Genomic DNA, 25,650 nt, shown 5'->3' with positions numbered 1-25,650 from the left:
GGCGAGCCCCTTACTTGGCTGCGCGCTCTTTGGCGATCAGCTGGTCGGCCACGTTCAGCGCTTGTTCTTCGCCGCCGGCACTGCCGATGTCAAAGCGGTATTTGCCGTTGACGATCAGGGTCGGTACGCCTTGCACGCCGTATTTCTGGGCCAGTTCCTTGTATTGGGCCATCTTGCCCTTCACAGCGAACGAGTTGAATGTCTCCAGGAACTTGGTTTTGTCGACGCCTTGGGTGGCGACGAAATCGGCCATGTCTTCAGGCTTCACCAGGCGCTTGCCTTCTTTCTGGATGGCATTGAACACAGCTGCGTGAACCTTGTGTTCTACACCCATGGTGTCCAGGGTAATGAACAGCTGGCCGTGGGCGTCCCATGGGCCGCCGAACAGGGCAGGAATACGTTTGAAGTTCACGTCCTGAGGCAGCTTATCGACCCACGGGTTGATGACTGGCTCAAAAGCATAGCAATGCGGGCAACCGTACCAGAACAGCTCCACCACTTCGATCTTGCCGGGCACCGAAACCGGCACCGGGTTAGCCAATTCAACGTAGGTTTTACCGGCTTCAAGCGGCACGTCGGCAGCTTGTGCGGTCATGCCGAAGAGACTGGCAGTGACGAGGGCGGCGCTGAGGATCAGATTACGCATGCTTTACTCCTGGACAAATACGGTCGCCTCACGCGACCTTTAGGTGTGACAGGTCTACGCGGACATGAGTTCGTTAGTGTAACGGCAGCCGCCACAAAAAAGGGCGGCCGTAGCCACCCTTTTTATGCTTGCATCGATGGATTAATCGAGCGTTAACGTTGCAGGCTGTCAGTGCAAGCCTTGGATGTAACTGGAGATTGCCGCAATGTCTTCGTCACTCAGTTTCCGGGCGATGGTGCGCATGGTCATTGCGTCGCCATCGTTGGCGCGGCCGGCTTCTTCTTTGCGGAAGTCGGTCAACTGCTTGGCGATGTAAGTGGCGTGCTGGCCGCTCAGGTGCGGGAAGCCTGCCGGGGCGTTGCCTGCGCCATTGGGCGAATGGCAGCCGGTACAGGCGGGCAGGCCTTTGTCCAGGTCGCCGCCACGAAACAGCTTCTCGCCACGGGCGACCAGTTTCGGATCGGCAGCTCCCACGCTGCCTTTCTGACTGGCAAAATACGCCGCGATGTCAGCCATGTCCTGATCGCTGGAGTTGGCCAGCAAGCCGGTCATTTCCAGCACCACGCGCTTGCCATCCTTGATGTCGTGCATCTGCTTGGTCAGGTAACGTTCACCCTGGCCGGCGAGTTTGGGGAAGTTCGGTGCCGGGCTGTTACCGTCCGGTCCATGGCAAGCACCACACACGGCGGCTTTCGCCTGCCCCGCGGTAGCGTCGCCTGCAGCATGGGCAACACCGGTGATGCCCAAGGTCAACAGCAGACTCACGATCAGTTTGTTCATCAGCTAATCCAACTACGGCTAAGGGTTTAAGAGTTATCTACCGGGTTTACTCACCATCAACTCAATGATGGCCTGGTAATCCTCAGTACTGCAGTCCTTGCACAAACCACGCGGCGGCATTGCCTTGAAACCCCGGGTCACGCGTTGCACCGGCATGACCACGCAAACTCGGTTGTACAGCGCTTGCGGTTCCTGTGTAGCCTGGGCGCTTTAACGCGCGATCAGGACACCGAAGCGAGTCACCATCAGGTCATACATCGACCTGTTCAGGGTTTGAGAGCGTTTTGCGTTCTAATGCGCAATGAAGGTCTTTCGCTCCCGTGAACTTCATCCTTCGCTGGGACAAAGCACACACAAAATCTGCGGCATTATATACTGGCGCTACTGAAACGGAAACGACACCGCTTGCCGCACCCTTTTTCGGCACCGCCCACATCGGAAATCTCATGCAACTCAAGAATCCCATCCTCGGCCTGTGCCAACAGTCCACCTTCATGCTCAGCGCCGCCAAAGTGGACCAATGCCCCGATGACGAAGGCTTTGAAGTCGCCTTCGCAGGCCGTTCCAACGCCGGTAAGTCCAGCGCACTGAACACCCTGACCCACGCCAGCCTGGCACGCACCTCGAAAACCCCGGGTCGCACGCAGCTGCTCAACTTCTTCAAGCTAGACGATGATCGGCGTCTGGTCGACCTGCCGGGCTACGGTTATGCAAAAGTCCCTATCCCATTGAAGCTGCATTGGCAGCGTCACCTGGAGGCTTACCTGGGTGGCCGGGAGAGTTTGAAGGGGTTGATCCTGATGATGGACATCCGTCATCCAATGACCGATTTCGACCTGTTGATGCTCGACTGGGCGGTCGCCAGCGGCATGCCGATGCATATCCTGCTGACCAAGGCCGACAAGCTGACCTACGGCGCAGCCAAGAACACCCTGCTCAAAGTGCAGACCGAGATCCGTAAGGGTTGGGGCGACGCAATCAGCATCCAACTGTTCTCCGCGCCAAAGCGCATGGGCCTGGAAGATGCCTACACTGTACTGGCCGGCTGGATGGAATTGGCGGACAAAGGCGCTGAGATCGCCGAGTAACTTTTGCGCGGGCAAAAAAAAAACCCCGGACTTCGTATGGGGAGGGAAGTTCGGGGTCCAAGTTCCGGACCGCTAGGGCGGGGTCCAGATATCTGCCAACACTTAACACAACATAGGAGCATTGAAGGGCTTCACCACCCATTCAGTAACTCTGAGTGACGGTTCACGGGTTAAGTTCCGGCGGGTTCAAAAAACTCTTGGAAATAACTGACGGCAGTTTCCGATCTAAAGCGCCGTGCCATCACGCGCGGTGATGGCGTGGCCGCAGAATCAATGGGCCTCGTCCCAGTTATCGCCAACGCCGACGTCCACCACCAGGGGCACGTCCAACTGCGCGGCGGCGCTCATGTGCTCGCGGATCCTCTCGCTGACCTCAGGGATCAGATCCTCACGCACCTCCAGTACCAATTCATCGTGCACCTGGAGGATGACCTTGGCATCCAGCCCCGACTCGGTCAGCCAGTTGTCCACCTTCACCATGGCTTTCTTGATGATGTCCGCCGCCGTGCCCTGCATGGGCGCGTTGATCGCGGTGCGTTCTGCCGCCGCGCGCTCCTGGGGCTTGTTGGAGTTGATATCCGGCACGTACAGGCGCCGCCCGAAAAAAGTTTCCACAAAGCCCTGGTCCGCCGCCTGGGCGCGGGTGCGCTCCATGTATTCGCGCACGCCGGGATAGCGGGCGAAGTACACATCGATATAAGCCTTGGCGGTCTTGGTGTCGACGCCGATGTCCTTGCCGAGCTTCTGGGCGCCCATGCCGTAGATCAGGCCGAAGTTGATCGCTTTGGCACTGCGGCGCTGGTTGGAGGTGACCTCGGTCAATTCGACCTTGAAGACCTCGGCAGCCGTGGCGGTGTGCACGTCCAGATCGTTGCGAAAGGCGTTCATCAGGCCTTCGTCCTTCGACAGGTGCGCCATGATCCGCAGTTCGATCTGCGAATAGTCCGCTGCCAGCAGCTTGTAGCCCTTGGGCGCGACAAACGCCTGGCGAATGCGTCGCCCCTCGGCGGTGCGCACCGGGATGTTCTGCAGGTTCGGATCGCTGGAGGACAAACGCCCGGTCGCCGCCACCGCCTGATGGTAAGACGTATGAATACGCCCGGTACGTGGGTTGATCTGTTCCGGCAGGCGGTCGGTATAGGTGCTTTTCAGCTTGCTCATGCTGCGGTACTGCATGAGCACCTTGGGCAGCGGAAAATCATCCTCGGCCAGCTTGGCCAGCACTTCTTCAGCCGTGGATGCCTGGCCCTTGCCGGTTTTTTTCAACACCGGCATCCCGAGTTTCTCGTAGAGAATCGCCCCGAGCTGCTTGGGCGAACCCAGGTTGAATTCCTCACCGGCAATCTCGAACGCCTGGCGCTCCAGCTCGACCATCTTGTTGCCCAGCTCGATGCTCTGGATGCCGAGCAGTGCCTTGTCCACCAGGGCGCCCTGGCGCTCGATACGCGCCAGCACCGGCACCAACGGCATCTCGATCTCCGTCAGCACACTGGCCAGGCTCGGGATCGCCGCCAGCTGCGCGTGCAGTTTTTGGTGCAGGCGCAACGTCACATCGGCGTCTTCGGCCGCATACGGGCCGGCTTGCTCAAGGGCGATCTGGTCGAATGTCAGCTGCTTGGCGCCCCGGCCGGCGATGTCCTGGAAGCTGACGGTGTCGTGGTCCAGGTATTTTTTCGCCAGGCTGTCCATGTCATGGCGCGTCGCGGTGGAGTTCAGCACGTAGGATTCGAGCATGGTATCGAAGGCGATGCCGCGCACGGTGATGCCCTGCGCAGGGTCACCGCCGATAGCGCAGTTGGCCAGGATATTCATGTCGAACTTGGCGTGCTGGCCGACCTTGAGCTTGGTCGGATCTTCCAGCAACGGCTTCAAGGCCAGCAGCACGGTGTCACGGTCCAATTGATCCGGCACGCCAGTGTAGGCATGTGTCAGCGGGATATAGGCCGCTTCATGGGGCTGCACCGCGAACGAAAGCCCAACCAACTGGGCCTGTTGGGCGTCGATCCCGGTGGTCTCGGTGTCGAAGGCAAACAACGGCGCGTCGTTGAGCTTCTTCAGCCACAGATCGAACGTGGCCTGGTCCAGGATGGTGGTGTAAACCGACTCCACCGGCACCGCTATCACCGCCTCAACCGACGCTTGGGCGACGGGCGCAACCTCGTTTGCCGTCTTGAGCTCGACACGCTTGGTATCGCGCTGGATCTCTTCGTACCAGCTCTTGAACTCAAGCAGCGTGTACAACTCAAGCAGCTTTTCGCGATCCGGCTCGATCAGGTGCAGGTCGTCCAGGCCGATATCCAGGGGCACGTCGATCTTGATCGTCGCCAACTGGTAAGACAGGAACGCCATCTCCTTATGCTCTTCCAGCTTCGCCGGCAGCGTCTTGGCGCCACGAATCGGCAGGGTCGGCACAATATCCAGTTGCTCATACAGCTCTTTCAGGCCGCCATTCACACCCACCAGCAAACCGGAGGCGGTCTTCGGGCCAATTCCGGGAACGCCAGGGATGTTGTCGGACGAATCGCCCATCAACGCCAGGTAATCAATGATCTGCTCTGGAGCGACGCCGAATTTCTCCTTTACGCCCTCGATGTCCATCGAACTACCGGTCATGGTGTTGACCAAGGTAATGTGCCCGTCCACCAGTTGCGCCATGTCCTTGTCGCCGGTGGAGATCACCACGGGACGGTCAGCGGCCGCGCTGCTGCGGGCCAGGGTGCCGATCACGTCATCGGCCTCGACGCCTTCGACGCACAGCAACGGGAAGCCCAGGGCGATCACGCTCTGGTGCAGGGGCTCGATCTGCAGGCGCATGTCATCGGGCATGCTCGGGCGATTGGCCTTGTATTCGGCGTACATGTCATCGCGAAAGGTCCCGCCCTTGGCGTCGAACACCACGGCGAACGGGCTGTTCGGGTATTGCCTGCGCAGGCTCTTGAGCATGTTCAACACGCCCTTGACCGCGCCGGTGGGCAGGCCTTTGGAGGTGGTCAGCGGTGGCAGCGCGTGGAAGGCGCGGTACAGATAAGAAGAACCGTCCACCAGGACGAGAGGCGCTTGGCTCATGAGCAGGATCAACCTTTTCGGCGGGTCAGGCGCTAGAATAGCCGGACCAATGAAAACAAAGGGACAAGGTTATCATGCGTACATTCAATCGCCTGCTGTTCACTGGCTTGATTGCACTCGCTCCGATGGCTGCCATGGCGGCAGACGATGCGCCTTCGGCCGATCCGGAAGTGACCATTCGCACGGAAGGCGACAAGACTATCCAGGAGTACCGCCAAAACGGCTTTTTGTACGCCATCAAGGTCACGCCAAAAGGTGCTCCACCGTATTTCCTGGTACGCGCTGACGGAACCGACGCGAACTTCATCCGTTCCGACCAGCCGGATATGCTGATCCCGTCATGGAAGATCTTCGAATGGAAATGATTCCCTAACTTCAACGGCGCCGCCCTGAGCGGCGCCCGTAACGGCAGTTTTAACCATGTCTGTGTTCACCCCCCTGGCTCGGCCCGAGCTGGAAACCTTTCTTGCCCCTTACGGGCTCGGCCGCCTGCTTGATTTCCAGGGGATTGCCGCCGGTAGCGAAAACACCAATTTCTTTATCAGCCTGGAACAGGGCGAGTACGTCCTGACCCTGGTTGAACGTGGCCCCGTTGCGGAAATGCCATTCTTCATCGAACTGCTCGACGTACTCCACGACGCCGACCTGCCCGTGCCTTACGCCCTGCGCACCACCGACGGCGTTGCCCTGCGCACGCTGGCCGGCAAGCCGGCGCTGCTGCAACCACGCTTGGCCGGCAAACACATCAAGGACGCCAACGCCCAGCATTGCGCCCAGGTCGGCGACTTGCTCGGTCACCTGCATCTGGCGACCCAGGGCGACAAGGTGCTGGAACGCAAGACCGATCGTGGGCTGGATTGGATGCTCACTGAAGGCGCGCAGTTGATTTCGCACCTGAACGACGCGCAACAGCGGCTTCTGCAGGACGCCTTGAGCGAGATCCAGGCCTGCAAGACGCAGATCCTTGCCCTGCCGCGCGCCAACGTACACGCCGACCTGTTCCGCGACAACGCGATGTTCGAAGGCACGCACCTGACCGGCCTGATCGACTTCTACAACGCCTGCTCGGGGCCGATGCTGTACGACGTCGCCATCGCCTTGAATGACTGGTGTTCGGATGCCAACGGCGTGATCGATGGGCAGCGCGCCCGTGCATTGCTTGGGGCTTACGCGGGGCTGCGGCCGTTTACCGCGAAGGAAGCCGAGCTGTGGCCGACCCTGTTGCGAGTGGCGTGTGTGCGCTTCTGGCTGTCGCGGCTGATCGCGGCGCAGGCGTTTGCCGGGCAGGATGTGCTGATTCATGACCCGGCGGAGTTCGAGCAGCGGCTGATGCAGCGTCAGCAAGTAGCTGTCCACTTGCCGTTCGCCCTCTAAAGATACACACGATCAAAAATGTGGGAGGGGGCTTGCTCCCGATTAGGGTGGGTCAGCCAATGATGTGCTCACTGACACTCCCACATCGGGAGCAAGCCCCCTCCCACATTTGATCTGCAGTGGCAGTCAGAGCGATTCCAGGCACCCGGCCAGATCATTGCCCAGTTTTTCCAGCACCTGCTCGTAACCCTGGGCCGTGGCCGGGGTGTAGCCACCCAGCGCGTCCAACTCCGCCAGCTTCACCGGCAAACCTGCCACCAGCGTCTCCGCCAACCTTGGTCGCAACGGTGGCTCGCTGAACACACAGGTCTTGCCCACTTCCTGTAACCGCGTGCGCATCGCCGCCACATGCTGGGCGCCTGGCTGCACTTCGGCTGCAACGGCAAACACGCCGGCGTGCTTCAAGCCGTAGGCGTCTTCGAAGTAATCAAAAGCTTCGTGAAACACAAAGTAAGGTTTGCCCTCAACGCCGGCCAAACGCTGCTTCAGGCGCACATCCAGCGCATCGAGGCGATCCTCGAAGGCCTTTGCGTTGCTCTGGTAACGCGCGGCATTGGCCGGGTCGGCGGCACTGAGGTCAGCCGCCATACGCGCCGCGATCACCCGCGCATTCACCGTCGACAGCCACAGATGTGCATCCACACTGCCGGGGCGATGATCGTGGTCATGTTCGTCGGCTTCATCGGCGTGGGAGTGACTATCTTCGCCGAACCGGCGCAGTTTCATGCCCGGCAGGTCCTGCACGGCCACCGTTGTCGCCGTACGGCCTTTCAGCACGCGCGGCAGAAATGTTTCCATGTCCGGCCCGATCCAGTAGAGCAGGTCTACCGACTGCACGCGCCGTACGTCGGATGGGCGCAATGCGAAGTTATGCGGCGACGCACCCGGTGGCAGCAACACCTCCGGAACCGCTACACCGTCCTGCACAGCAGCGGCAATCAGCTGCAGCGGTTTGATGCTGGTCAGCACCTTGACCTCGGCCTGAGCGGCGCCAGCCATGAACAAACTGGTGACAAATACGACAAAAACGGGAAAAAGTCGGGACACGATGACCACTCAATGGCGTAGGAACGGGTAACATAATAACGTCTCTATCAAATATCTGTCGCCGCTCATGCCTATAACACCGCTTGCCAGCCGTCCCCACGATCACTCTCACTGCGTTCACACTGCGCTGTCGGAGGCCGACACCCTGTGCGCGCAGAAGGGTTTGCGCCTGACCGCACTGCGTCGTCGCGTGCTGGAGCTGGTGTGGCAAAGCCACAAGCCGCTCGGCGCGTACGACATCCTCGGCGTACTCAGCGAGCAGGACGGCCGCCGCGCTGCGCCGCCCACGGTTTATCGCGCGCTGGATTTCCTGCTGGAAAACGGCCTGGTGCACCGCATCGCCTCGCTCAACGCCTTTGTCGGCTGTAACCACCCGGAACACGCGCATCAGGGCCAGTTCCTGATTTGCCGCCAGTGCCACGCCGCCATCGAGCTTGAACAAAAAAGCATCAGTGACGCCATCATCAAAAGCGCCGCTGAAGTCGGCTTCAGCGTCGAAGGGCAAACGGTCGAAGTGGTCGGCCTGTGCTCGGGCTGTCAGGGGGCGTGATGAGCAATGCGTTAATCCGCCTGGAGCAGGTTGGGGTCACGTTCGCCGGGCAAAACGTGCTGGATGACATCGCATTGAGCGTGGAGCCGGGGCAGATCGTTACCCTGATCGGCCCCAATGGCGCCGGCAAGACCACGCTGGTGCGCGCCGTGCTGGGCCTGCTCAAGCCCGACCGTGGCAGCGTATGGCGCAGGCCCAAACTGCGCGTGGGCTATATGCCGCAGAAGCTGCACGTAGACCCGACACTCCCGCTTTCCGTACTACGTTTCCTGCGCCTGGTACCGGCGGTTGACCGTGCCCGCGCGCAGGCGGCGCTCAAGGAAGTCGGCGCCGAACAGGTGATCGACAGCCCGGTGCAGAGCATCTCCGGCGGTGAAATGCAGCGCGTGCTGCTGGCCCGCGCGCTGTTGCGCGAGCCAGAGCTGCTGGTGCTCGATGAGCCCGTGCAAGGCGTCGACGTCGCCGGGCAAGCCGAGCTATACAGCCTGATCACCCGCTTGCGCGACCGTCACGGCTGCGGTGTGCTGATGGTTTCCCACGATTTGCACCTGGTGATGAGCACCACCGACCAGGTGGTCTGCCTCAACCGTCACGTGTGCTGTTCCGGCCACCCGGAGCAGGTCAGCGGCGACCCGGCGTTCGTCGAGCTGTTCGGTAAGAACGCACAAAGCCTGGCGATCTATCATCACCACCACGACCACGCCCATGATCTGCACGGCGCCGTGGTTGACGACCCCGCCGCTCCCCACCCTCATGTTCATGGAGATAGCTGCAAGCATGGCTGATTTTCTGCTCTACGCCCTGCTGGCAGGCTTGGCTTTGGCGCTGGTGGCGGGCCCGTTGGGCTCGTTCGTGGTCTGGCGGCGCATGGCGTACTTTGGCGACACGCTGTCCCATGCCGCGTTGCTCGGCGTGGCCATGGGCTTCCTGCTGGATGTGAGCCCGACCATCGCCGTAACGGTCGGCTGCCTGCTGCTGGCGGTGTTATTGGTGACGCTGCAACAGCGCCAGCCACTGGCCTCCGATACGCTGTTGGGCATCCTGGCGCCAAGTACCTTGTCCCTGGGCCTGGTGGTGCTGAGCTTCATGCATGAAGTGCGCATTGACCTGATGGCCTACCTGTTTGGCGATCTGCTGGCGATCAGCCCTGTCGATCTTATGTGGATCCTGGGCGGCAGCGCGGCGGTGCTGGTGCTGCTGGTGAGCCTGTGGCGCCCGCTGCTGGCGATTACCGTGCACGAGGAACTCGCCACGGTAGAAGGTTTGCCCGTGCCGGCCCTGCGCCTGGCGCTGATGTTGTTGATCGCGGTGGTGATCGCTGTCGCGATGAAGATTGTCGGCGTATTGTTGATCACGTCGCTGTTGATCATTCCCGCAGCCGCCGCTCAGCGCCATGCTCGTTCGCCGGAGCAAATGGCAATCGGCGCAAGCCTGTTGGGCATGCTGGCAGTGTGTGGAGGCCTGGCATTGTCATGGTTCAAGGACACACCGGCCGGGCCGTCGATCGTAGTATCGGCGGCCGCCCTGTTTCTGCTGAGTTTTGTCCTGCCCCGTCGAGGGGTGTAGACTTGCTCGCTTTTTGCGCAAATAGAGAGTCGCAGGAATGAAGCCGTTCACCTTCCGTTATCTGCTCCTTGCCGCATTTTCCCTGCTGCTGGGCGCCTGTCAAAGCACACCGCCCGCCGCCCCCGAAGCGCTGGACCCGCGTGCTGCGGCCATCGCGCAACTGGAGCAAAACCTGGCCAGCAGCGAATTGGCCACCGCCGAAGACCAGCTCGCCACGTTGCAGGCCCAATCGCCCAACGATCCGGCGCTCGAGGCTTACCAGCGGCAATTGGCCGAAGCCTACCTGCAGCGCAGCCAGATCGTGCTGCAAAAGGGTGATGTCAACGCCGCCGCCACAGCCCTGAGCCGTGCCCGCGCGCTGATGCCCAAGGCCCCGGCCCTGACCGGTGGCGTCAACAGCGCCATCAGCCATGCGCGCAAAGCCGAGCTGGATCAGGCCGAGGCCGCGTTGAAAGCCGCCGAAGCCAAGCCCGCCGCCAAGGTCATCGACCCGGCGGCGCCGAGCACCACCGTGGCGTTGAACCTGGCGGATGTCGAAGCCATGCGCCATCAGCTGGATGCCATCGCCACCGATGTGGTGAATTACCAGTGCGACGTCAGCCTCCAGGTGCCACGCACCGAGGATTACCCGTGGTTGGCCACGTTGCTGACCAAACGGGTGAAGCGCATTGATGCAGGGTATGACCTGAAGATTCACCGGCAAATTTTGAAACACATTCCGGCGCAGGTTGTGTTGATTCCGCGTAAGGCAGATTAAAAGCATCGGGGGCAAGCCCCCTCCCACATTTTGAACTGTGAATACGTTCAAGTGTGGGAGGGGCGGTGCGACGATTCGACTTGCCCCCGATGGCGATCTAACAAACAACCCAATAATTAAGCCGGAATCGCCTTGGCCTTAGGCTCCCGATCCCAGACCCGATGCTGGGCAATCGCGGCGAAGAACGCCTTGAACGCCTTGGCATCCGCACCCACGATCAACCCCGCATCCGCCTCCAGCTTCAGCAGATCCAACAAAGGCTTCACGTCATTGGCCACCAAAATGGCCTTCAGGTGTTTGTACGCTTCCAGCACGTAGTGCAGCGCCACACCGTCGCCGCTCAGCGCTTTGACCGACTCTTTACCGCCAGGGATAAACACTGCGTCAAACGCAATGGACGGCATGCCTTCCATCGACGCATCCACCGGCAGCGACTTGCCATCGGCGGTGGTCACAGGCGCCGAAGTCGGCCCCAGCAACTTGGCGTGCGCACCTTCAGCCTCAAGTGCGGCTTTGAGTGCATCAATCGCTGCACCGTCCACGCCGTTAGCCGCCAGAATCGCCACTTTGCGCGTCTTGATGTCGCCGGACAGCAAATTCACCTGGCTCAATGCCGGCGATTGCTTCAACGATGTTTCACGTACCGGCACCGTGCCTTTGGTCGGCGCTGGCAGGCCCAGGTTCTGCGCCACGCGCTTGGCCAGTTCCAGGTCGATGTTGGCCAGGATTTCATTCACCTGGCGGGCACGAATATGTTCGCGCTCGACCTTGCCCAACTCGAAGCTGTAGGCGGCGATGATGTGCTCTTTCTCGTGGTGGCTCATGCTGTTGAAAAACAGCGTGGCCTGGGAGAAATGGTCGCCAAACGACTCGCTGCGCTCGCGGACCTTGTTCGCATCGATGCGCTCGTAGTAGGACTCAAAACCGCCGTCGGTTGGACCTGCCGGCGTTTCCTTCGGCCACCCGCCGTCGATGGAGTTCGGCTCGTAGGCTGCGCGGCCCTTATCGATCACGCTGCGATGCAGCGCATCGCGCTGGTTGTTGTGGTTTGGTGCGACCGGGCGATTGATCGGGATCTCATGGAAGTTCGGGCCACCGAGACGGCTGATCTGGGTGTCCGTGTAGGAAAACAGACGACCTTGCAGCAGCGGGTCGTTGGTGAAATCGATACCCGGCACGATATGGCCTGGGCAGAACGCAACCTGCTCGACCTCGGCAAAGAAATTGTCCGGGTTGCGGTTAAGCACCATCTTGCCCAGCGGGGTGATCGGCACCAGTTCCTCTGGGATGATCTTGGTCGGGTCGAGCAGGTCGAAGTCGAACTTATGCTCGTCTTCTTCTGCAACGATCTGCACGCCCAGTTCCCATTCGGGGTAGTCGCCGCTCTCAATCGCTTCCCACAGGTCGCGACGGTGGTAATCGGTATCTTTACCCGCCAGCTTTTGCGCTTCGTCCCACACAAGCGAGCAGGTACCGACCTTTGGCCGCCAGTGAAACTTCACAAAGCTCGATTTGCCTTCGGTGTTGATCAAACGGAAGGTATGCACGCCGAAACCCTGCATTGCACGCAGGCTTTTCGGAATGGCGCGGTCAGACATCGCCCACACCACCATATGCGCCGACTCCGGTACCAGCGAGACAAAGTCCCAGAACGTATCGTGGGCCGAGCCGCCTGTAGGAATCTCGTTGTGCGGTTCAGGCTTAACGGCGTGCACGAAATCAGGAAACTTGATCGCGTCCTGAATGAAGAACACCGGCATGTTGTTGCCCACCAGGTCGAAGTTGCCTTCGTCGGTGAAAAACTTCACGGCAAAACCGCGCACGTCACGCACGGTGTCACCGGAACCGCGCGGCCCCTGCACCGTGGAAAAACGCGCGAACACCGGCGTTTTATGCTCCGGAGTACGTAGGAAACCAGCCTTGGTCAGCGCCGAATGGTCGCCGTAGCTTTGGAAATAGCCATGGGCGCCGGTACCGCGGGCATGCACGATGCGCTCCGGGATGCGCTCATGGTCAAAGTGCGTGATTTTTTCACGCATGATGAAGTCTTCCAGCAACGAAGGGCCACGGGCACCGACCTTCAAGGTGTTCTGGTTGTCGGAGATCTTCACGCCCTGGTTAGTGCGCAGGGCCTGGCCGGTCGCATCGGAACGGAATTCTTCCAACGCCTGCAATTTGGTGTTGGTATTGCCTCGGTCCAGGGTATCGGTACCCGCGAGTTCACTCTTCGGCGGGGTGCCTGGCTTCTTGGTACTCATCAGTCAAAACTCCTTAGTCAAAGTGGCCAGAGCGGTCCCCGGCTCGTTTGAATGAAGCCCCGGGCACGGCACCCGGAACATCGCATTGCTTTAGTAGTGACTGATAGCGTTATGAGCCGTTCCCTTTTTATGACCTTCGGTCTCGTTATTGCCAAATCGCAGGATAGATACGAAATAAATGCTAAGAATCACTGGATGGACAGGCTAAAATGCGCGCCCGGCTAACCGCTGATCCCTTTTCCATGCGCCCCACAAGGTTCGCTACGTGATCGAGTTTCAAAACGTCCATAAAACCTACCGCGTCGCCGGTAAGGATATTCCAGCCCTGCACTCCACCAGCCTGCGCGTCGAAAACGGCCAGGTGTTTGGCCTGATTGGCCACTCGGGTGCGGGAAAAAGTACCCTGCTGCGCCTGATCAATCGCCTTGAAGAGCCCAGTGGCGGGCAGATCAGTGTCGACGGCGAAGAAGTCACCGCACTGGATGCCAACGGCCTGCGCCGTTTCCGTCAGCAAGTCGGCATGATTTTCCAGCACTTCAACTTGCTGGCGTCCAAGACCGTTGCAGACAACGTGGCGCTGCCGCTGACATTGGCCGGCGAATTGTCGCGCAAGGAAATCGACCTGCGTGTCGCCGAGCTGCTCGCCCGCGTCGGCCTGTCGGACCACGCCCGCAAGTACCCGGCGCAATTGTCTGGCGGCCAGAAACAGCGCGTCGGCATCGCTCGCGCCCTGGCGACCAAACCCAAGATTCTGCTGTGCGATGAAGCCACCAGCGCCCTCGACCCGCAAACCACCGCGTCGGTCCTGCAATTGCTGGCGGAAATCAACCGCGAGCTGAAGCTGACCATCGTGTTGATCACCCATGAAATGGACGTGATTCGTCGCGTGTGCGACCAGGTGGCCGTGATGGACGCCGGCGTGATCGTCGAGCAGGGCTCGGTGGCCGATGTGTTCCTGCATCCCAAGCATCCGACCACCAAGCGCTTCGTCCAGGAAGCCGAACAGGTCGATGAAGGCGAACAGCACGATGACTTCGCCCACGTACCGGGCCGTATCGTGCGCCTGACGTTCCAAGGGGACGCGACCTACGCGCCATTGCTGGGTACCGTCGCCCGGGAAACGGGGGTGGACTACAGCATCCTTGCCGGTCGTATCGACCGCATCAAAGATATCCCCTACGGGCAATTGACCCTCGCCGTCACCGGCGGTGACATGGAAGCCGCGTTTGCGCGCTTCACCGCCGCTGACGTTCATATGGAGGTGCTGCGCTGATGGACGTTTTCCTGAGCTTCTTTGCCAACATCGACTGGTCCGAAATCTGGCTCGCCACCGGCGATACCATGACTATGTTGTTCGGTTCGCTGTTCTTCACGGTCGTGCTGGGCCTGCCGTTGGGTGTGTTGCTGTTCTTGACCAGCCCACGTCAGCTGTTCGAGCAAAAAGGCTTGTACGCGCTGCTGTCGTTGATCGTGAACATCCTGCGCTCGCTGCCGTTCATCATCCTGTTGATCGTGATGATTCCGTTCACCGTGCTGCTCACTGGCACATCGCTGGGCGTAGCGGGTGCGATTCCGCCGCTGGTGGTGGGCGCCACGCCATTCTTTGCGCGCCTGGTGGAAACCGCCCTGCGTGAAGTGGACCGCGGCATCATCGAGGCCACGCAGTCGATGGGTGCCAGCACGCGCCAGATCATCATCAACGCGTTGCTGCCCGAGGCACGCCCCGGCATTTTTGCGGCAATTACCGTAACGGCGATTACACTGGTTTCCTACACGGCGATGGCCGGCGTGGTCGGTGCCGGTGGCCTGGGCGACCTGGCGATCCGTTTCGGTTACCAGCGTTTCCAGACCGACGTGATGGTAGTCACCGTGGTGATGCTGTTGATCCTGGTGCAAATTCTGCAGACCGTCGGCGACAAGCTGGTGGTGCACTTTTCTCGAAAATAACGGCCATGGCCGGCCTGGTGCCGGCAGATGCCCGAACAAGGAGCTTGCTGGATGAAAAAACTACTGGTTGCTTTCGCCGCCGTCGCCGCGTTTTCTGCCCATGCCGAGACCCTCACGGTCGCCGCCTCGCCAGTGCCGCATGCAGAAATCCTGGAATTCGTGAAACCCGCGCTGGCCAAAGAAGGCGTGGACCTGCAGGTCAAAGTCTTTACCGACTATGTGCAGCCGAACGTACAGGTGGCTGAAAAGCGCCTGGACGCCAACTTCTTCCAGCACCAGCCGTACCTGGATGAATTCAACAAGGCCAAGGGCACTCACCTGGTGAGCGTCGGCGGCGTGCACCTGGAACCGCTGGGCGCGTACTCGAGCAAATACAAGAAGCTGGACGAGCTGCCGGACGGCGCAAATGTGGTGATCCCGAACGACGCCACCAACGGCGGCCGCGCCCTGTTGCTGCTGGCCAACAACGGCCTGATTACCCTGAAGGACCCGACCAACATCCTGTCGACCACCAAGGACATCACCGGTAACAGCAAAAACCTGAAGTTCCGCGAACTCGAAGCCGCCACCCTGCCGCGCGTGCTGACCCAGGTCGACCTGGCCCTGATCAACACCAACTACGCGCTGGAAGCCAAGCTGGACCCATCCAAGGACGCCCTGGTGATCGAAGGCAGCGACTCGCCTTACGTGAACATCCTGGTGACCCGTGAAGACAACAAGGATTCGGACGCGGTGAAGAAGCTGGTAGCCGCCCTGCACACACCTGAAGTGAAGCAATTCATCGAAGAGAAGTACAAAGGCGCGATCAAGCCAGCGTTCTGATCCAACACGCTGGAGATCAAAAATGTGGGAGGGGGCTTGCTCCCGATAGCGGCAGGTCAGTCAACATCTTCATCGACTGACACTCTGCTATCGGGGGCAAGCCCCCTCCCACATTGTTTTGTGTCGTGAGCTATTTACGCTGCAGCAGAACTGGCAACTGCGCCACCAGCTTCTGGTTATTCAACGGCGCGCGAATGAACCCACGCTGGGTACCGTCCGGCCCGATCAGCGCCAGGTTACCGCTGTGATCGACGGTGTAGTTGGGCTTGCTGGTGTCCGCCGGGATGAACGGGATGCTCACCGCATTCGAGACCGTCTGCACCTCCTGCACATTCGCACCGGTCAGCCCCTGGAACTGCGGATCGAAATAGCCCAGGTACTGCTTGAGCTGGGCCGGGGTGTCGCGGTTCGGGTCGACGCTGACCAGGATCACTTGCAACTTATCCACCGCGTCCTTGGGCAGTTCGCTCTTGATCTGGCGCAGCTGGGCGAGGGTGGTCGGGCAGATATCCGGGCAGAAGGTGTAGCCGAAGAACAGCAGGCTCCACTTGCCTTTCAGCTCATCGACCAGCACCGGCTGGCCGTCCTGGTTGGTCATGCTCACCGCAGGCAGCTGGCGACTTTGCGGCAGCAGGATGATGCCGGCGTCGATCAGCGCAGTGGGATCGCCCTGGCCTTTGCCCGATAGCACCTTGTTGACAGTCAGGCCCATGATCAACGCCACCAGGGCCACGAGAATGAAGACAGTTTTCTGAGTTCGAGTCATAGGTTCAACAGTAGGTAGTGGTCGACGAGCAGGGCGATAAACAGTAGCAGCAGGTACCAGATGGAGTACTTGAAGGTGTTGATCGCCGCGTGCGGCTGGCTGCCACGGTACAGCACCCAGGCCCATTGCAGAAAGCGCCCGCCCAATACCAGCGCACAGACCAGGTACAGCAACCCGCTCATATGGATCACATAGGGCATCAGGCTCACCGCCAGCAGGGCAAAGGTGTAGAGCAGGATATGCACCTTGGTGTAATGCTCGCCGTGGGTGACCGGCAGCATCGGGATGTCAGCCTTGGCGTACTCCTCCTTGCGGTGAATGGCCAGCGCCCAGAAGTGCGGCGGCGTCCAGGCAAAGATGATCAGCACCAGCAGCAGGGGTTCAGCGCTGATATGCCCGGTTACCGCGACCCAGCCCAACAGCGGCGGCGCGGCGCCGGCCAGGCCACCGATGACGATGTTCTGCGGCGTCGCGCGTTTGAGAAAGCCGGTGTAGATCACCGCATAGCCCAGCAACGAGGCCAACGTCAGCCATGCCGCCAGCGGGTTGGTAAAGGCCAGCAGCAGCGCCAGGCCCGCCACCGCCAGCAACAACGCAAAAGCCAGTGCCGCAGCCGGCGAGACGCGCCCCTCGGCCAATGGTCGTTTGTGCGTACGCGCCATCAACGCATCGATGCGCCGGTCCACCACATGATTGACCGCCGCCGCCGCGCCCGCACACAAGGCGATGCCCAGGTTGCCGAAAACCAGCACCGTCCACGGCACTCCGGCGCGGGTGGCGAGGAACATGCCCACCAGCGAGGTGATCAGCATCAGCACCACCACCTTCGGCTTGGTCAGCTCCAGATAGTCGCGCCAGATAGCCTGGCCGTGACCCGCGCCGATCAAGGACGCCATGGCATCTCTCCTTTAAGGGTTATCAGGCCCGATACCTGTTTGCGCGGAATAAACCGCCAGGCAATCGGGCGTGGAACGCGCACCCGGACCAGGCTGGTACGCGCGTAATAATTGACCAGTACCAGGCTCAGCAATAGCGCCGCGCCCCCGGCGTTGTGAGCCACCGCCACCGGCAGTGGCAAGCCGAACGCCACATTGCTCAGGCCCAGGCTGATTTGCGCCGCCAGGGCGATCAACAGCAAGCCCGCCAGGCGCGTCATGCCCACCGCGCGCAGTTGCCAGGCCAGGCCCAGCAGCACCAGCGTGACCAGCACCGCCCCGACGCGATGGGTGAGGTGAATGGCCGTACGCGCATCGCTGTCCAGTTGCCCGCCGAGGTAGTTAGGGCCGATATGCTGGGTCAGGTGAAAGCCGTTGGCAAAGTCCGCTGCCGGCCACCATTGGCCGTGGCACGTTGGCAAATCGACACAGGCCACCGCCGCGTAGTTGGAGCTGACCCATCCGCCCAGCGCAATCTGCCCGATCACCAGCACCAACCCCGCCGTTGCCCAATATTGCAGGCGCCTGGGCACGATCAACGCGGGCAACACACCGGACAAGCGCAGGGTCAACAGGAACAGCAGGCTCAAGGTGGCAAAGCCGCCCAACAGGTGCCCCGTCACGACTTGCGGCCACAGCTTGAGGGTCACCGTCCACATGCCGAACGCCGCCTGCGCGATCACCACCATCAACACGAACAGCGGTAATTTCACCGGCTGGCCGGGGTCGCGTCGGTGGCTCCACGCACGCGCCGCCAGCAGCGCGATCAGCAGGGCGAGGGTGCCGGCAAAGTAGCGGTGAGTCATCTCGGCCCAGCCTTTGTCGGCCTCCACCGGCGTATCCGGATAATGCAGCTCGGCATGGGCCAACTGGGCTGCGCTCTGCGGCACGCTGATAAAGCCGTAGCAACCCGGCCAGTCCGGGCAACCCAGGCCAGCATGGGTCAGGCGGGTATAGGCGCCAAGCAACACGACGATCAGCGCCAGCAAGGTGGCAAACAACGCGAGGCGAAATCCAGGCTTGGCCATGATGATGCCCTTATCCGATGTTCGACAGTTTCAACAGCAGGCGCAGGTCGTTGAGCAAATCCTTGCCGTTGACCTTGGCGTCGTAGCGCAGCACCAGGTTACCGTGGGGGTCGACGATCCACAGGTGCGCATCGCCCGGCGCGGCGGCATTGCGGTTGAAGGTCGACAGGTCCAGTGAGTAGCGTTGCAATTGCGGGTACTCGGCCTTGAGCCTGGCGTCGTAGTCGGTTGCGACCGGCTGCGCACTGGCCAGCGCGTGACTGGCGCGGGACGCATCGCGACCGAGGCCGATCTGCAGTTGGCGCGCGAGGTACACCAGTTGCTGGCATTCGGCGGCGCAAGCGGCGGGGGCGGTGACCAACAGTTGCCAGCGCTGCTCATCGGCCTGCACGCCGATGTCGGCGCGGGTCTGGCCGTTACCGATCATTTCACCGTGATAACTGCGATTGTCCGGCACCCAGAACTGCAGCTTGTACATAAAGGTCGCCAGCACCATCGGGCCCACCACCATCAGCAGAATCAGGATCAGCTGAAAGCGGCCTTTACGCCGGTCCGGCGCCTCAGACATGTTGAGTGGATTCATGGCGGCTCCCATGGTGCTTCTCCTTTGCGTTGTGCCATCCGAGGTAGAGGTAAAGCGCCAGCAGCGCCAGTGACATGGCAAACCACTGCACGGCATACCCCAGGTGTTTTTCCGGGCCCATGGCGACCACCGGCCAGGTGGTGTCGTAGGTACCGGGGCCGGCTTCGGCGCGCAGCTCGTAGGCGAACCCTCTGCGGCGCAATTCAGCCCACAGCGCGACGGGATGCAACGCGGTCAACAGGCGCGGCCACTGCGCGGTTGTGGGGTCGACGCGCAATTGGAAGGTTTCGCCGGGGGCGACGTACACCCAGGCGACAAGACTCACCGGTTGATCCGGGGTGGTGAAAAGCGGTGGCGTGCGGCGGTCCGGCCAGGGCAGCCAGCCGCGATTGAGCAACAACCACAGGCCGCTGGCCTGGTCATGGAAGGGTTGTAACAGCTCAACCCCGGCCCTGCCGTCGCGCATACGGTTGTCGAGCAGCACGCTGTGTTCGGCATCGAAGTTGCCGCGCAGACGAACCCGGCGGAAGGCTGGGTCGGCACTGGCTGCAAGCTGCTCGCTGCCCAGGGGCTCGGCCGCACGCCGCTCTGCGTAAGTGTCGACCAAGCGCTGTTTTTCCTGACCGCGCGACAGTTGCCAGAACCCCAGGCCGACCATCAACGGCAGCAACAGCAGCACCACCAAGGTCGGCGCGATGCCGGGCCGCAGGCGCTGCTTGGCACTGGCTATACTGAATCTCATTGCCCCCTCCCCCTGAAGCCCGGAGCCAGACCATGCTCAAAGCCGCCATTGCCCTGATGCTGATCGCGACTGTCGCGAGCCTGTTCAGTGGCTTGTTCTTCCTGGTCAAGGACGAGGGCCGTTCCAACCGCCTCGTCACTGCCCTGACCGTGCGTGTCGTGTTGGCCGCCATCACCGTCGGGCTGATCGCCTGGGGCTTTTTCAGTGGCCAGTTGGTCTCGCATGCGCCGTGGTAGAACGGTTCACAGCACATACACAAAGAAAAACAGCCCGATCCACACCACGTCCACGAAGTGCCAATACCAACTGGCCGCCTCGAAACCAAACTGGTGCTCGGCATTGAAATGCCCCTTCAGGATGCGCATCAGCATCACAAACAGAATGATCGTGCCGATGGTCACGTGGGCACCGTGAAACCCGGTGAGCATGAAGAACGTCGCGCCGTACACGCCCGAACCCAGCGTCAGGCCCAGCTCTTTATAGGCGTGGATGTACTCCTCGGCCTGGAACCCGAGAAACGCCAGGCCCAGTAGCACGGTGAGCGCCAGCCAGATCTTCAGCGCGCCACGGTGCCCTTTGCGCAAGGCATGGTGGGCGATGGTGATGGTCACGCTGGAACTCACCAGCAGGATAGTGTTTACCAACGGCAGGCCCCACGGGCTGATTGTGCCTTTGGGCGCCGGATACAGCTTGGGGTCCGGGTTGTTCAGCAAGGGCCAGGCGAATTCGAAATTCGGCCACAGCATATGCGCGACGCCCTTGGGTCCCTCACCTGCCAGCCATGGCCCCGCCCAGGTACGCACATAGAACAGCGCGCCGAAGAACGCGATGAAAAACATCACTTCGGAAAAGATGAACCAGGTCATGCCCCAGCGAAACGAACGGTCCATTTGCGCACTGTACAAGCCGGCGCGGCTTTCCTTGATCACCGCGCCGAACCAGCCGAACAGCATGTAGGCCAGCAACAGACCGCCGACGAAGAAGATCCACGGGCCGTGGGATTCCGGGCGCAACGCTTTGAGATCGTTGAACCACACGGCCAGTCCATACACGGTGACCAACAGGCCAATCGTGGCAATGATCGGCCATTTGCTTTGCGCTGGTACGTAGTACGTATCATGAGTCGACATGTATTCGCTCTCCTGATTGAGCGGGCAAACAGTAGCTAGCCGCCGCTGTGGGCCGCCACGGGCGGCTGGCGCGCAGTGATATCAAACAGCGTGTAGGCCAAGGTCAAATGCTTCACATCCTTGGGCATGGCGCGATCGACGATGAAGCGCACTGGCATCTCGATACGTTCGCCTGGCTGCAACACTTGCTGGGTGAAGCAAAAACACTCGGTCTTGTGGAAGTACATCGCCGCTTCGGCCGGGGAAATACTCGGCACCGCCTGGGCGGTCATCGGTTTGTCAGTCGGGTTGTACGCGACGAACAGCATCTCGGTCACAGCACCCGGGTTGACCACCACCTCGTCGGCCTTGGCATAGAAATCCCAGACCATATCGATGGCGTTGGTGGACAGGAACTGCACCCGCACCTGGCGCGACGGGTCGACGACCTGCTCGCCTTCGTACTGCCCGCCGGTCTTGCCGTTGATGCCGAATGCCTTGCACATCACGTCATAGATCGGCACCAGGGCGAAGCCGAAGGCGAACATCGCCAGCACCAGGATAAGCAGGCGCGTGACCAGGCGCTTGAGGGGTATGGAGTCAGCCATGACGCCCACCTGAGGTGAATGCGGTCAGTGTGGGAGGGGGCTTGCTCCCGATGGCGGTTTTACCACCCATGATGAGGGTGGCTGACACACCGCTATCGGGAGCAAGCCCCCTCCCACAGTGACCGCGTTCGCAGCGCGCAAAGGTATTCATTTCACCTCCGGCGGCGTGGTGAAGGTGTGGTACGGCGCAGGCGAGGGCACGCTCCACTCCAGGCCTTCGGCGCCGTCCCAAGGCTTGGCCGGCGCGGGCGGGCCGCCGCGGATGCACTTGATCACGATGAACAGGAAGAAAATCTGCGTGGCGCCGAACATGAACGCGCCAATGGACGAGACCATGTTGAAGTCGGCGAACTGCAGGTTGTAGTCCGGCACCCGGCGCGGCATGCCGGCCAGGCCCACGAAGTGCATCGGGAAGAACGCCATGTTCATGCCGACGAAGGACAGCCAGAAGTGCAGCTTGCCCAGGGTTTCGTCGTACATGTGGCCGGTCCATTTAGGCAGCCAGTAGTAGGCCGAAGCAAAGATGCCGAAGATCGCGCCGGGCACCAGCACGTAATGGAAATGCGCCACCACGAAGTAGGTGTCGTGGTACTGGAAGTCCGCCGGCGCGATCGCCAGCATCAACCCGGAAAAACCGCCGATGGTAAACAGGATCACGAAGGCCACCGCGAACAGCATCGGCGTCTCGAAGGTCAGCGAACCTTGCCACATGGTGCTGACCCAGTTGAACACCTTGACTCCGGTGGGCACCGCGATCAGCAGGGTGGCGTACATGAAGAACAGTTCGCCCACCAGCGGAATACCGACCACGAACATATGGTGCGCCCACACGATGAACGACAGGAACGCGATGCTGGCCGTGGCGTAGACCATTGAGGTGTAGCCAAACAACGGCTTGCGCGAGAAGGTCGGAATGATCGAGCTGACGGCCCCGAACGCCGGCAGGATCATGATGTACACCTCAGGGTGGCCAAAAAACCAGAACACGTGCTGGAACAGCACCGGATCACCACCGCCCGCCGCGCTGAAAAAGCTGGTGCCGAAGTGGATATCCATCAGCATCATGGTCACGCAACCGGCCAGCACCGGCATCACCGCAATCAGCAGGAACGCGGTGATCAGCCAGGTCCACACGAACAGCGGCATTTTCATCAGGGTCATGCCCGGCGCGCGCAAGTTGAGGATGGTCGCCACCACGTTGATCGCGCCCATGATCGAACTGATGCCCATCAGGTGGATGGCGAAGATGAAGAAGGTCACGCTTTCCGGCGCATAGGTGGTGGAGAGCGGGGCGTAGAACGTCCAGCCGAAATTCGGCCCGCCGCCGGGGCTGAACAGGGTCGAGACCAGTAACAGGAACGCCGCCGGCAACAGCCAGAAACTGAAGTTGTTCATGCGCGGCAGGGCCATGTCCGGTGCGCCGATCATCAACGGGATCATCCAGTTGGCCAGGCCGACAAAGGCCGGCATCACCGCGCCGAACACCATGATCAGGCCATGCATGGTGGTCATCTGGTTGAAGAACGCCGGCTGCACGATCTGCAGGCCGGGCTGGAACAGTTCGGCGCGAATCACCATGGCGAACGAACCGCCCAGCAGGAACATGGTGAAGGCAAACCACAGGTACATCGTGCCGATGTCTTTATGGTTGGTGGTCAGCACCCAGCGCATCAATCCCTTCGCAGGGCCGTGGGCGTGGTCGGCGTGACCATGGTCATCGATCACAGTGCTCATGACCGTTCTCCTGCAAGCGAGTGGGCGGGGCGGGTCTGGACGGTGGCAAGGGAGGCTGTCATTTACTTTGCGCCTGTTTGATGGCCAGCACGTCTTTTGGCGTGACCATGTCGCCTTTGTTGTTGCCCCAGGCATTGCGTTCGTAGGTCACGACCGCAGCGATATCGACTTCCGAGAGTTGTTTGCCGAACGCGGCCATCGCGGTACCTGGCTTGCCGTGATAAACCAGGTTCAGGTGATCGGCGGCAGGCCCGGTGGCGATTTTCGAGCCCTTGAGCGCCGGGAACATGGGCGGCAGGCCCTGGCCCTCAGCCTGGTGACAGGCCACGCAGGTGGTGTGGTAGACCTTGTCGCCGCGGGCCACCAGTTCGTCGAGTGTCCATTCCTTGGAGGTCAATTCCTTGAGCTTGGCCGCCTCTTGCTTGCGCTCGCCAAGCCAGGTGTCGTAGTCGGCCCTGGACTTGACCTCGACCACGATGGGCATGAACCCGTGGTCCTTGCCGCACAATTCGGCGCACTGGCCGCGATAGATGCCGGGTTTCTCGACACGGGTCCAGGCTTCATTGACGAAGCCGGGAATGGCGTCACGCTTGACCGCAAAGGCCGGCACCCACCAGGAGTGAATCACGTCGGCGGCGGTCACCAAAAAGCGCACTTTTGCCCCCACCGGCAACACCAGCGGCTGGTCGACTTCGAGAAGGTAGTGCTCGCCCTTGGTGGCCTGGTTATGGATTTGCTCGGCCGGCGTGGCCAGGTTGCTGAAGAACTCCACGTCCTGGCCCAGGTATTTGTAATGCCACTTCCACTGATAGCCGGTGACCTGGATATCGATATCCGACTCACTGCTGTCGTAGATGTTGATCAGCGTCTTGGTCGCCGGAATGGCCATGGCCACCAGGATCAGCAATGGCACCACGGTCCAGAGAATTTCCACCGTGGTGCTTTCGTGGAACTTGGCCGCTACCTGGCCCGTGGATCGGCGGTGCAGGATCATCGACCAGAACATCGCGCCAAACACGACGATGCCGATCACTACACAAATCCAGAAAATGGTCATGTGCAGGTCAAACACAGCGTGACTGACTTCAGTAGCACCTGGCGCCATATTCGTTGTCCAGGCGGCGTGGGCCTGGCCGAATACCGACGACAACACTAAGCCCATCCAAACGTGTGGATGTCGCGTCATTGCGGGTTCCCCTTTTATGTTTCTTGTTATCCCGCCGGTTTGCACCTGCGGCGAAGGGAGCGGCTTCCAAACTGCTTACCACCGCCAAGCCTTGCTGCGTCATGCAGTCGGGCGTCATCAGCCAATTGCCTACAAATCCGAGTATAGACAGCCGCAGCGACCCCGCAATGTGTAGGGGCAAATGAGTGAAAACAGACAGACGGGCCCAATAAAACGGGCGGCGGAATCGTTTATCCGACGAGCGATGGCAATTCGATATAACGTGTGCGTATAACCATGAAATAATTATGACAAATGCGTCTTAGGTGCTCGTATAACCGAGCTACCTTATCCTCTCCCTTTTCCTACGCCTGACCGGAGCCTTCATGAACACCGCCGCATTGCGCGAGCAGATTTCCCGTGCCCATCAACACGAAGCAACCACGGGCCAGCTTGCCCAGCAATTGGAAAAGCAATTGCCGCACCTGCATTCGGCCATTTCCCTGGTTGACGGTGATCGCAACATTATCATGACCCGCTTTGTCACCGCGTACATCGACCTCGTCCCGGATTTGCTCGAAGCCGCCAACGACGTAGCGCGCGAAGCCGGAATCGAAAGCCAGATCAAGCCTGTGCTGAAGATTGCCGAGCACTTCTTCCTGCAGCCGCCGGCAATTCTGGCGGGCCACGAAGGCCTGGACGGTTTGCTGGACGAAGCCTACCTGGCCCATCGCCTGGTAGAGGAGGTCAACGACCTGTATATCAAGCATTTCGGCCAGCCGCTGATCCCGGCGGACACCACGGTCGCCAACCTGATTGCCCACCAATTGATCGGTGAAGACTTCGCCAATCAGCTGGATGAAGCGGTGCACATGGCAGTGGATGAGATGCTTGACGAAGAGAGCTTTGCGCTGGAGTCGGTCGAGACATACCGCGAGCAGTTGAAAAGCCCGGACACGGAAGCGGCATGGAAGCGCTGGCCGTGCCTGTCGCGCCAGCTTGGAGTGGAGTTGGCGCTGGATCAGCCGACTTAATCCCAAATTGGACACAAAACAAATGTGGGAGGGGGCTTGCCCCCG

The 25,650-nt window shown here is 60.8% G+C and carries 27 protein-coding genes; 12 read left to right on the top strand and 15 right to left on the bottom strand.

Translation table 11 applies throughout. The annotated features are described in order from the left end of the window. Positions 1–10 precede the first annotated feature (10 nt). From C4J85_RS00415 to C4J85_RS27590, 3 genes are all read right to left on the bottom strand, one after another. Positions 11–646 (bottom strand): thiol:disulfide interchange protein DsbA/DsbL, encoded by a 636-nt coding sequence (locus tag C4J85_RS00415; RefSeq protein WP_124408728.1) that lies wholly within the window; start codon positions 644–646, stop codon positions 11–13. Positions 647–814: 168 nt separating this feature from the next. Next, positions 815–1,426: a cytochrome c4 gene (locus C4J85_RS00410; RefSeq protein ID WP_124408727.1), complete on the bottom strand. Its 612-nt coding sequence runs from the start codon at positions 1,424–1,426 to the stop codon at positions 815–817. A gap of 33 nt (positions 1,427–1,459) precedes the next feature. Then, the gene (locus C4J85_RS27590) at positions 1,460–1,606 is read right to left on the bottom strand and encodes a cytochrome C (protein WP_372237514.1); all 147 of its coding nucleotides are present in this window, start codon (positions 1,604–1,606) and stop codon (positions 1,460–1,462) included. A gap of 266 nt (positions 1,607–1,872) precedes the next feature. Here C4J85_RS27590 and yihA point away from each other — a divergent pair, with 266 nt between their 5' ends. After that, on the top strand, positions 1,873–2,514 hold the full coding sequence (gene yihA, locus C4J85_RS00400; protein WP_124360645.1) for a ribosome biogenesis GTP-binding protein YihA/YsxC: 642 nt from the start codon (positions 1,873–1,875) through the stop codon (positions 2,512–2,514). Between the two features lie 270 nt (positions 2,515–2,784). On the opposite strand, the gene polA is transcribed toward yihA, so the two are convergent. Beyond that, positions 2,785–5,580, bottom strand: a complete 2,796-nt coding sequence (polA, locus tag C4J85_RS00395; RefSeq protein ID WP_124408726.1) for a DNA polymerase I — start codon at positions 5,578–5,580, stop codon at positions 2,785–2,787. Between the two features lie 74 nt (positions 5,581–5,654). On the opposite strand from polA, the gene C4J85_RS00390 reads away from it, so the two are divergent. Together C4J85_RS00390 and C4J85_RS00385 are read left to right on the top strand one after the other, a co-directional pair. Further along, a complete protein-coding gene (locus C4J85_RS00390; RefSeq protein ID WP_124360643.1) occupies positions 5,655–5,945 on the top strand; it encodes a DUF2782 domain-containing protein in 291 nt (96 codons plus the stop codon). Positions 5,946–6,000: 55 nt separating this feature from the next. Then, a complete protein-coding gene (locus tag C4J85_RS00385; RefSeq protein WP_124408725.1) occupies positions 6,001–6,954 on the top strand; it encodes a homoserine kinase in 954 nt (317 codons plus the stop codon). A 126-nt stretch (positions 6,955–7,080) separates the two neighbouring features. Here C4J85_RS00385 and C4J85_RS00380 read toward each other — a convergent pair whose 3' ends face one another. Next, entirely contained in the window at positions 7,081–8,010 is a 930-nt protein-coding gene (locus tag C4J85_RS00380; protein WP_124369085.1) for a zinc ABC transporter substrate-binding protein, read from the bottom strand. A 58-nt stretch (positions 8,011–8,068) separates the two neighbouring features. Between C4J85_RS00380 and zur the strand changes: the two genes are divergently transcribed. The 4 genes from zur to C4J85_RS00360 are packed head-to-tail and all read left to right on the top strand — an operon-like array spanning position 8,069 to position 10,874. Continuing rightward, positions 8,069–8,551, top strand: a complete 483-nt coding sequence (gene zur / locus C4J85_RS00375; protein ID WP_124365291.1) for a zinc uptake transcriptional repressor Zur — start codon at positions 8,069–8,071, stop codon at positions 8,549–8,551. After that, positions 8,551–9,336, top strand: coding sequence for a zinc ABC transporter ATP-binding protein ZnuC (gene znuC, locus C4J85_RS00370; protein WP_124369084.1), 786 nt, complete (start codon positions 8,551–8,553; stop codon positions 9,334–9,336). The genes zur and znuC overlap by 1 nt, the downstream gene beginning before the upstream one ends. Further along, entirely contained in the window at positions 9,329–10,117 is a 789-nt protein-coding gene (gene znuB / locus C4J85_RS00365) for a zinc ABC transporter permease subunit ZnuB (RefSeq protein ID WP_124360638.1), read from the top strand. The genes znuC and znuB overlap by 8 nt, the downstream gene beginning before the upstream one ends. Positions 10,118–10,154: 37 nt before the next feature. Then, on the top strand, positions 10,155–10,874 hold the full coding sequence (locus tag C4J85_RS00360) for a PA5502 family lipoprotein (protein ID WP_124405916.1): 720 nt from the start codon (positions 10,155–10,157) through the stop codon (positions 10,872–10,874). A gap of 116 nt (positions 10,875–10,990) precedes the next feature. Here the strand turns inward: C4J85_RS00360 and katE are convergent, their stop codons facing one another. Next, positions 10,991–13,132: a catalase HPII gene (katE, locus tag C4J85_RS00355; RefSeq protein WP_124408724.1), complete on the bottom strand. Its 2,142-nt coding sequence runs from the start codon at positions 13,130–13,132 to the stop codon at positions 10,991–10,993. 265 nt (positions 13,133–13,397) lie between these two features. Here katE and C4J85_RS00350 point away from each other — a divergent pair, with 265 nt between their 5' ends. Genes C4J85_RS00350 through C4J85_RS00340 form a run of 3 tightly spaced genes read left to right on the top strand, consistent with a single transcriptional unit; the run spans position 13,398 to position 15,901 of the window. Continuing rightward, on the top strand, positions 13,398–14,405 hold the full coding sequence (locus tag C4J85_RS00350) for a methionine ABC transporter ATP-binding protein (protein ID WP_124365288.1): 1,008 nt from the start codon (positions 13,398–13,400) through the stop codon (positions 14,403–14,405). Next, entirely contained in the window at positions 14,405–15,079 is a 675-nt protein-coding gene (locus C4J85_RS00345; protein ID WP_124365287.1) for a methionine ABC transporter permease, read from the top strand. The genes C4J85_RS00350 and C4J85_RS00345 overlap by 1 nt, the downstream gene beginning before the upstream one ends. A gap of 51 nt (positions 15,080–15,130) precedes the next feature. Beyond that, positions 15,131–15,901, top strand: a complete 771-nt coding sequence (locus C4J85_RS00340; RefSeq protein WP_124365286.1) for a MetQ/NlpA family ABC transporter substrate-binding protein — start codon at positions 15,131–15,133, stop codon at positions 15,899–15,901. Between the two features lie 130 nt (positions 15,902–16,031). Here C4J85_RS00340 and C4J85_RS00335 read toward each other — a convergent pair whose 3' ends face one another. Genes C4J85_RS00335 through C4J85_RS00315 form a run of 5 tightly spaced genes read right to left on the bottom strand, consistent with a single transcriptional unit; the run spans position 16,032 to position 19,955 of the window. Continuing rightward, positions 16,032–16,667 (bottom strand): SCO family protein, encoded by a 636-nt coding sequence (locus C4J85_RS00335; protein WP_124408723.1) that lies wholly within the window; start codon positions 16,665–16,667, stop codon positions 16,032–16,034. Beyond that, on the bottom strand, positions 16,664–17,563 hold the full coding sequence (cyoE, locus tag C4J85_RS00330) for a heme o synthase (protein WP_124365285.1): 900 nt from the start codon (positions 17,561–17,563) through the stop codon (positions 16,664–16,666). The genes C4J85_RS00335 and cyoE overlap by 4 nt, the downstream gene beginning before the upstream one ends. Then, on the bottom strand, positions 17,551–18,630 hold the full coding sequence (locus tag C4J85_RS00325) for a heme A synthase (protein WP_124408722.1): 1,080 nt from the start codon (positions 18,628–18,630) through the stop codon (positions 17,551–17,553). The genes cyoE and C4J85_RS00325 overlap by 13 nt, the downstream gene beginning before the upstream one ends. A 10-nt stretch (positions 18,631–18,640) precedes the next feature. Then, positions 18,641–19,225: a hypothetical protein gene (locus C4J85_RS00320; protein WP_124365284.1), complete on the bottom strand. Its 585-nt coding sequence runs from the start codon at positions 19,223–19,225 to the stop codon at positions 18,641–18,643. After that, positions 19,191–19,955: an SURF1 family protein gene (locus tag C4J85_RS00315; RefSeq protein WP_124408721.1), complete on the bottom strand. Its 765-nt coding sequence runs from the start codon at positions 19,953–19,955 to the stop codon at positions 19,191–19,193. The genes C4J85_RS00320 and C4J85_RS00315 overlap by 35 nt, the downstream gene beginning before the upstream one ends. A gap of 32 nt (positions 19,956–19,987) precedes the next feature. Between C4J85_RS00315 and C4J85_RS00310 the strand changes: the two genes are divergently transcribed. Continuing rightward, complete coding sequence (locus C4J85_RS00310; RefSeq protein WP_124365282.1) at positions 19,988–20,191, top strand: twin transmembrane helix small protein; 204 nt, start codon at positions 19,988–19,990, stop codon at positions 20,189–20,191. Positions 20,192–20,197: 6 nt separating this feature from the next. On the opposite strand, the gene C4J85_RS00305 is transcribed toward C4J85_RS00310, so the two are convergent. The 4 genes from C4J85_RS00305 to coxB form a co-directional block, all read right to left on the bottom strand. Continuing rightward, positions 20,198–21,085 carry a cytochrome c oxidase subunit 3 gene (locus C4J85_RS00305; protein WP_124365281.1) on the bottom strand — a complete coding sequence of 296 codons (888 nt, stop codon included), beginning with the start codon at positions 21,083–21,085 and terminating at the stop codon, positions 20,198–20,200. Between the two features lie 35 nt (positions 21,086–21,120). Further along, on the bottom strand, positions 21,121–21,672 hold the full coding sequence (locus C4J85_RS00300) for a cytochrome c oxidase assembly protein (protein ID WP_124408720.1): 552 nt from the start codon (positions 21,670–21,672) through the stop codon (positions 21,121–21,123). Positions 21,673–21,819: 147 nt separating this feature from the next. Continuing rightward, positions 21,820–23,406: a cytochrome c oxidase subunit I gene (gene ctaD, locus C4J85_RS00295; protein WP_124360624.1), complete on the bottom strand. Its 1,587-nt coding sequence runs from the start codon at positions 23,404–23,406 to the stop codon at positions 21,820–21,822. 58 nt (positions 23,407–23,464) lie between these two features. After that, positions 23,465–24,592, bottom strand: a complete 1,128-nt coding sequence (gene coxB / locus C4J85_RS00290) for a cytochrome c oxidase subunit II (RefSeq protein ID WP_124408719.1) — start codon at positions 24,590–24,592, stop codon at positions 23,465–23,467. A gap of 365 nt (positions 24,593–24,957) precedes the next feature. Between coxB and C4J85_RS00285 the strand changes: the two genes are divergently transcribed. Beyond that, complete coding sequence (locus C4J85_RS00285; RefSeq protein ID WP_124408718.1) at positions 24,958–25,605, top strand: hypothetical protein; 648 nt, start codon at positions 24,958–24,960, stop codon at positions 25,603–25,605. The last annotated feature ends 45 nt before the right edge of the window (positions 25,606–25,650 follow it).

It is taken from the genome of Pseudomonas sp. R4-34-07 (genome assembly GCF_003852375.1).
Lineage (GTDB): Bacteria > Pseudomonadota > Gammaproteobacteria > Pseudomonadales > Pseudomonadaceae > Aquipseudomonas.
Note: the sequence above shows the minus strand (reverse complement) of the source record. Positions and strands in the feature narration are given on the sequence as shown.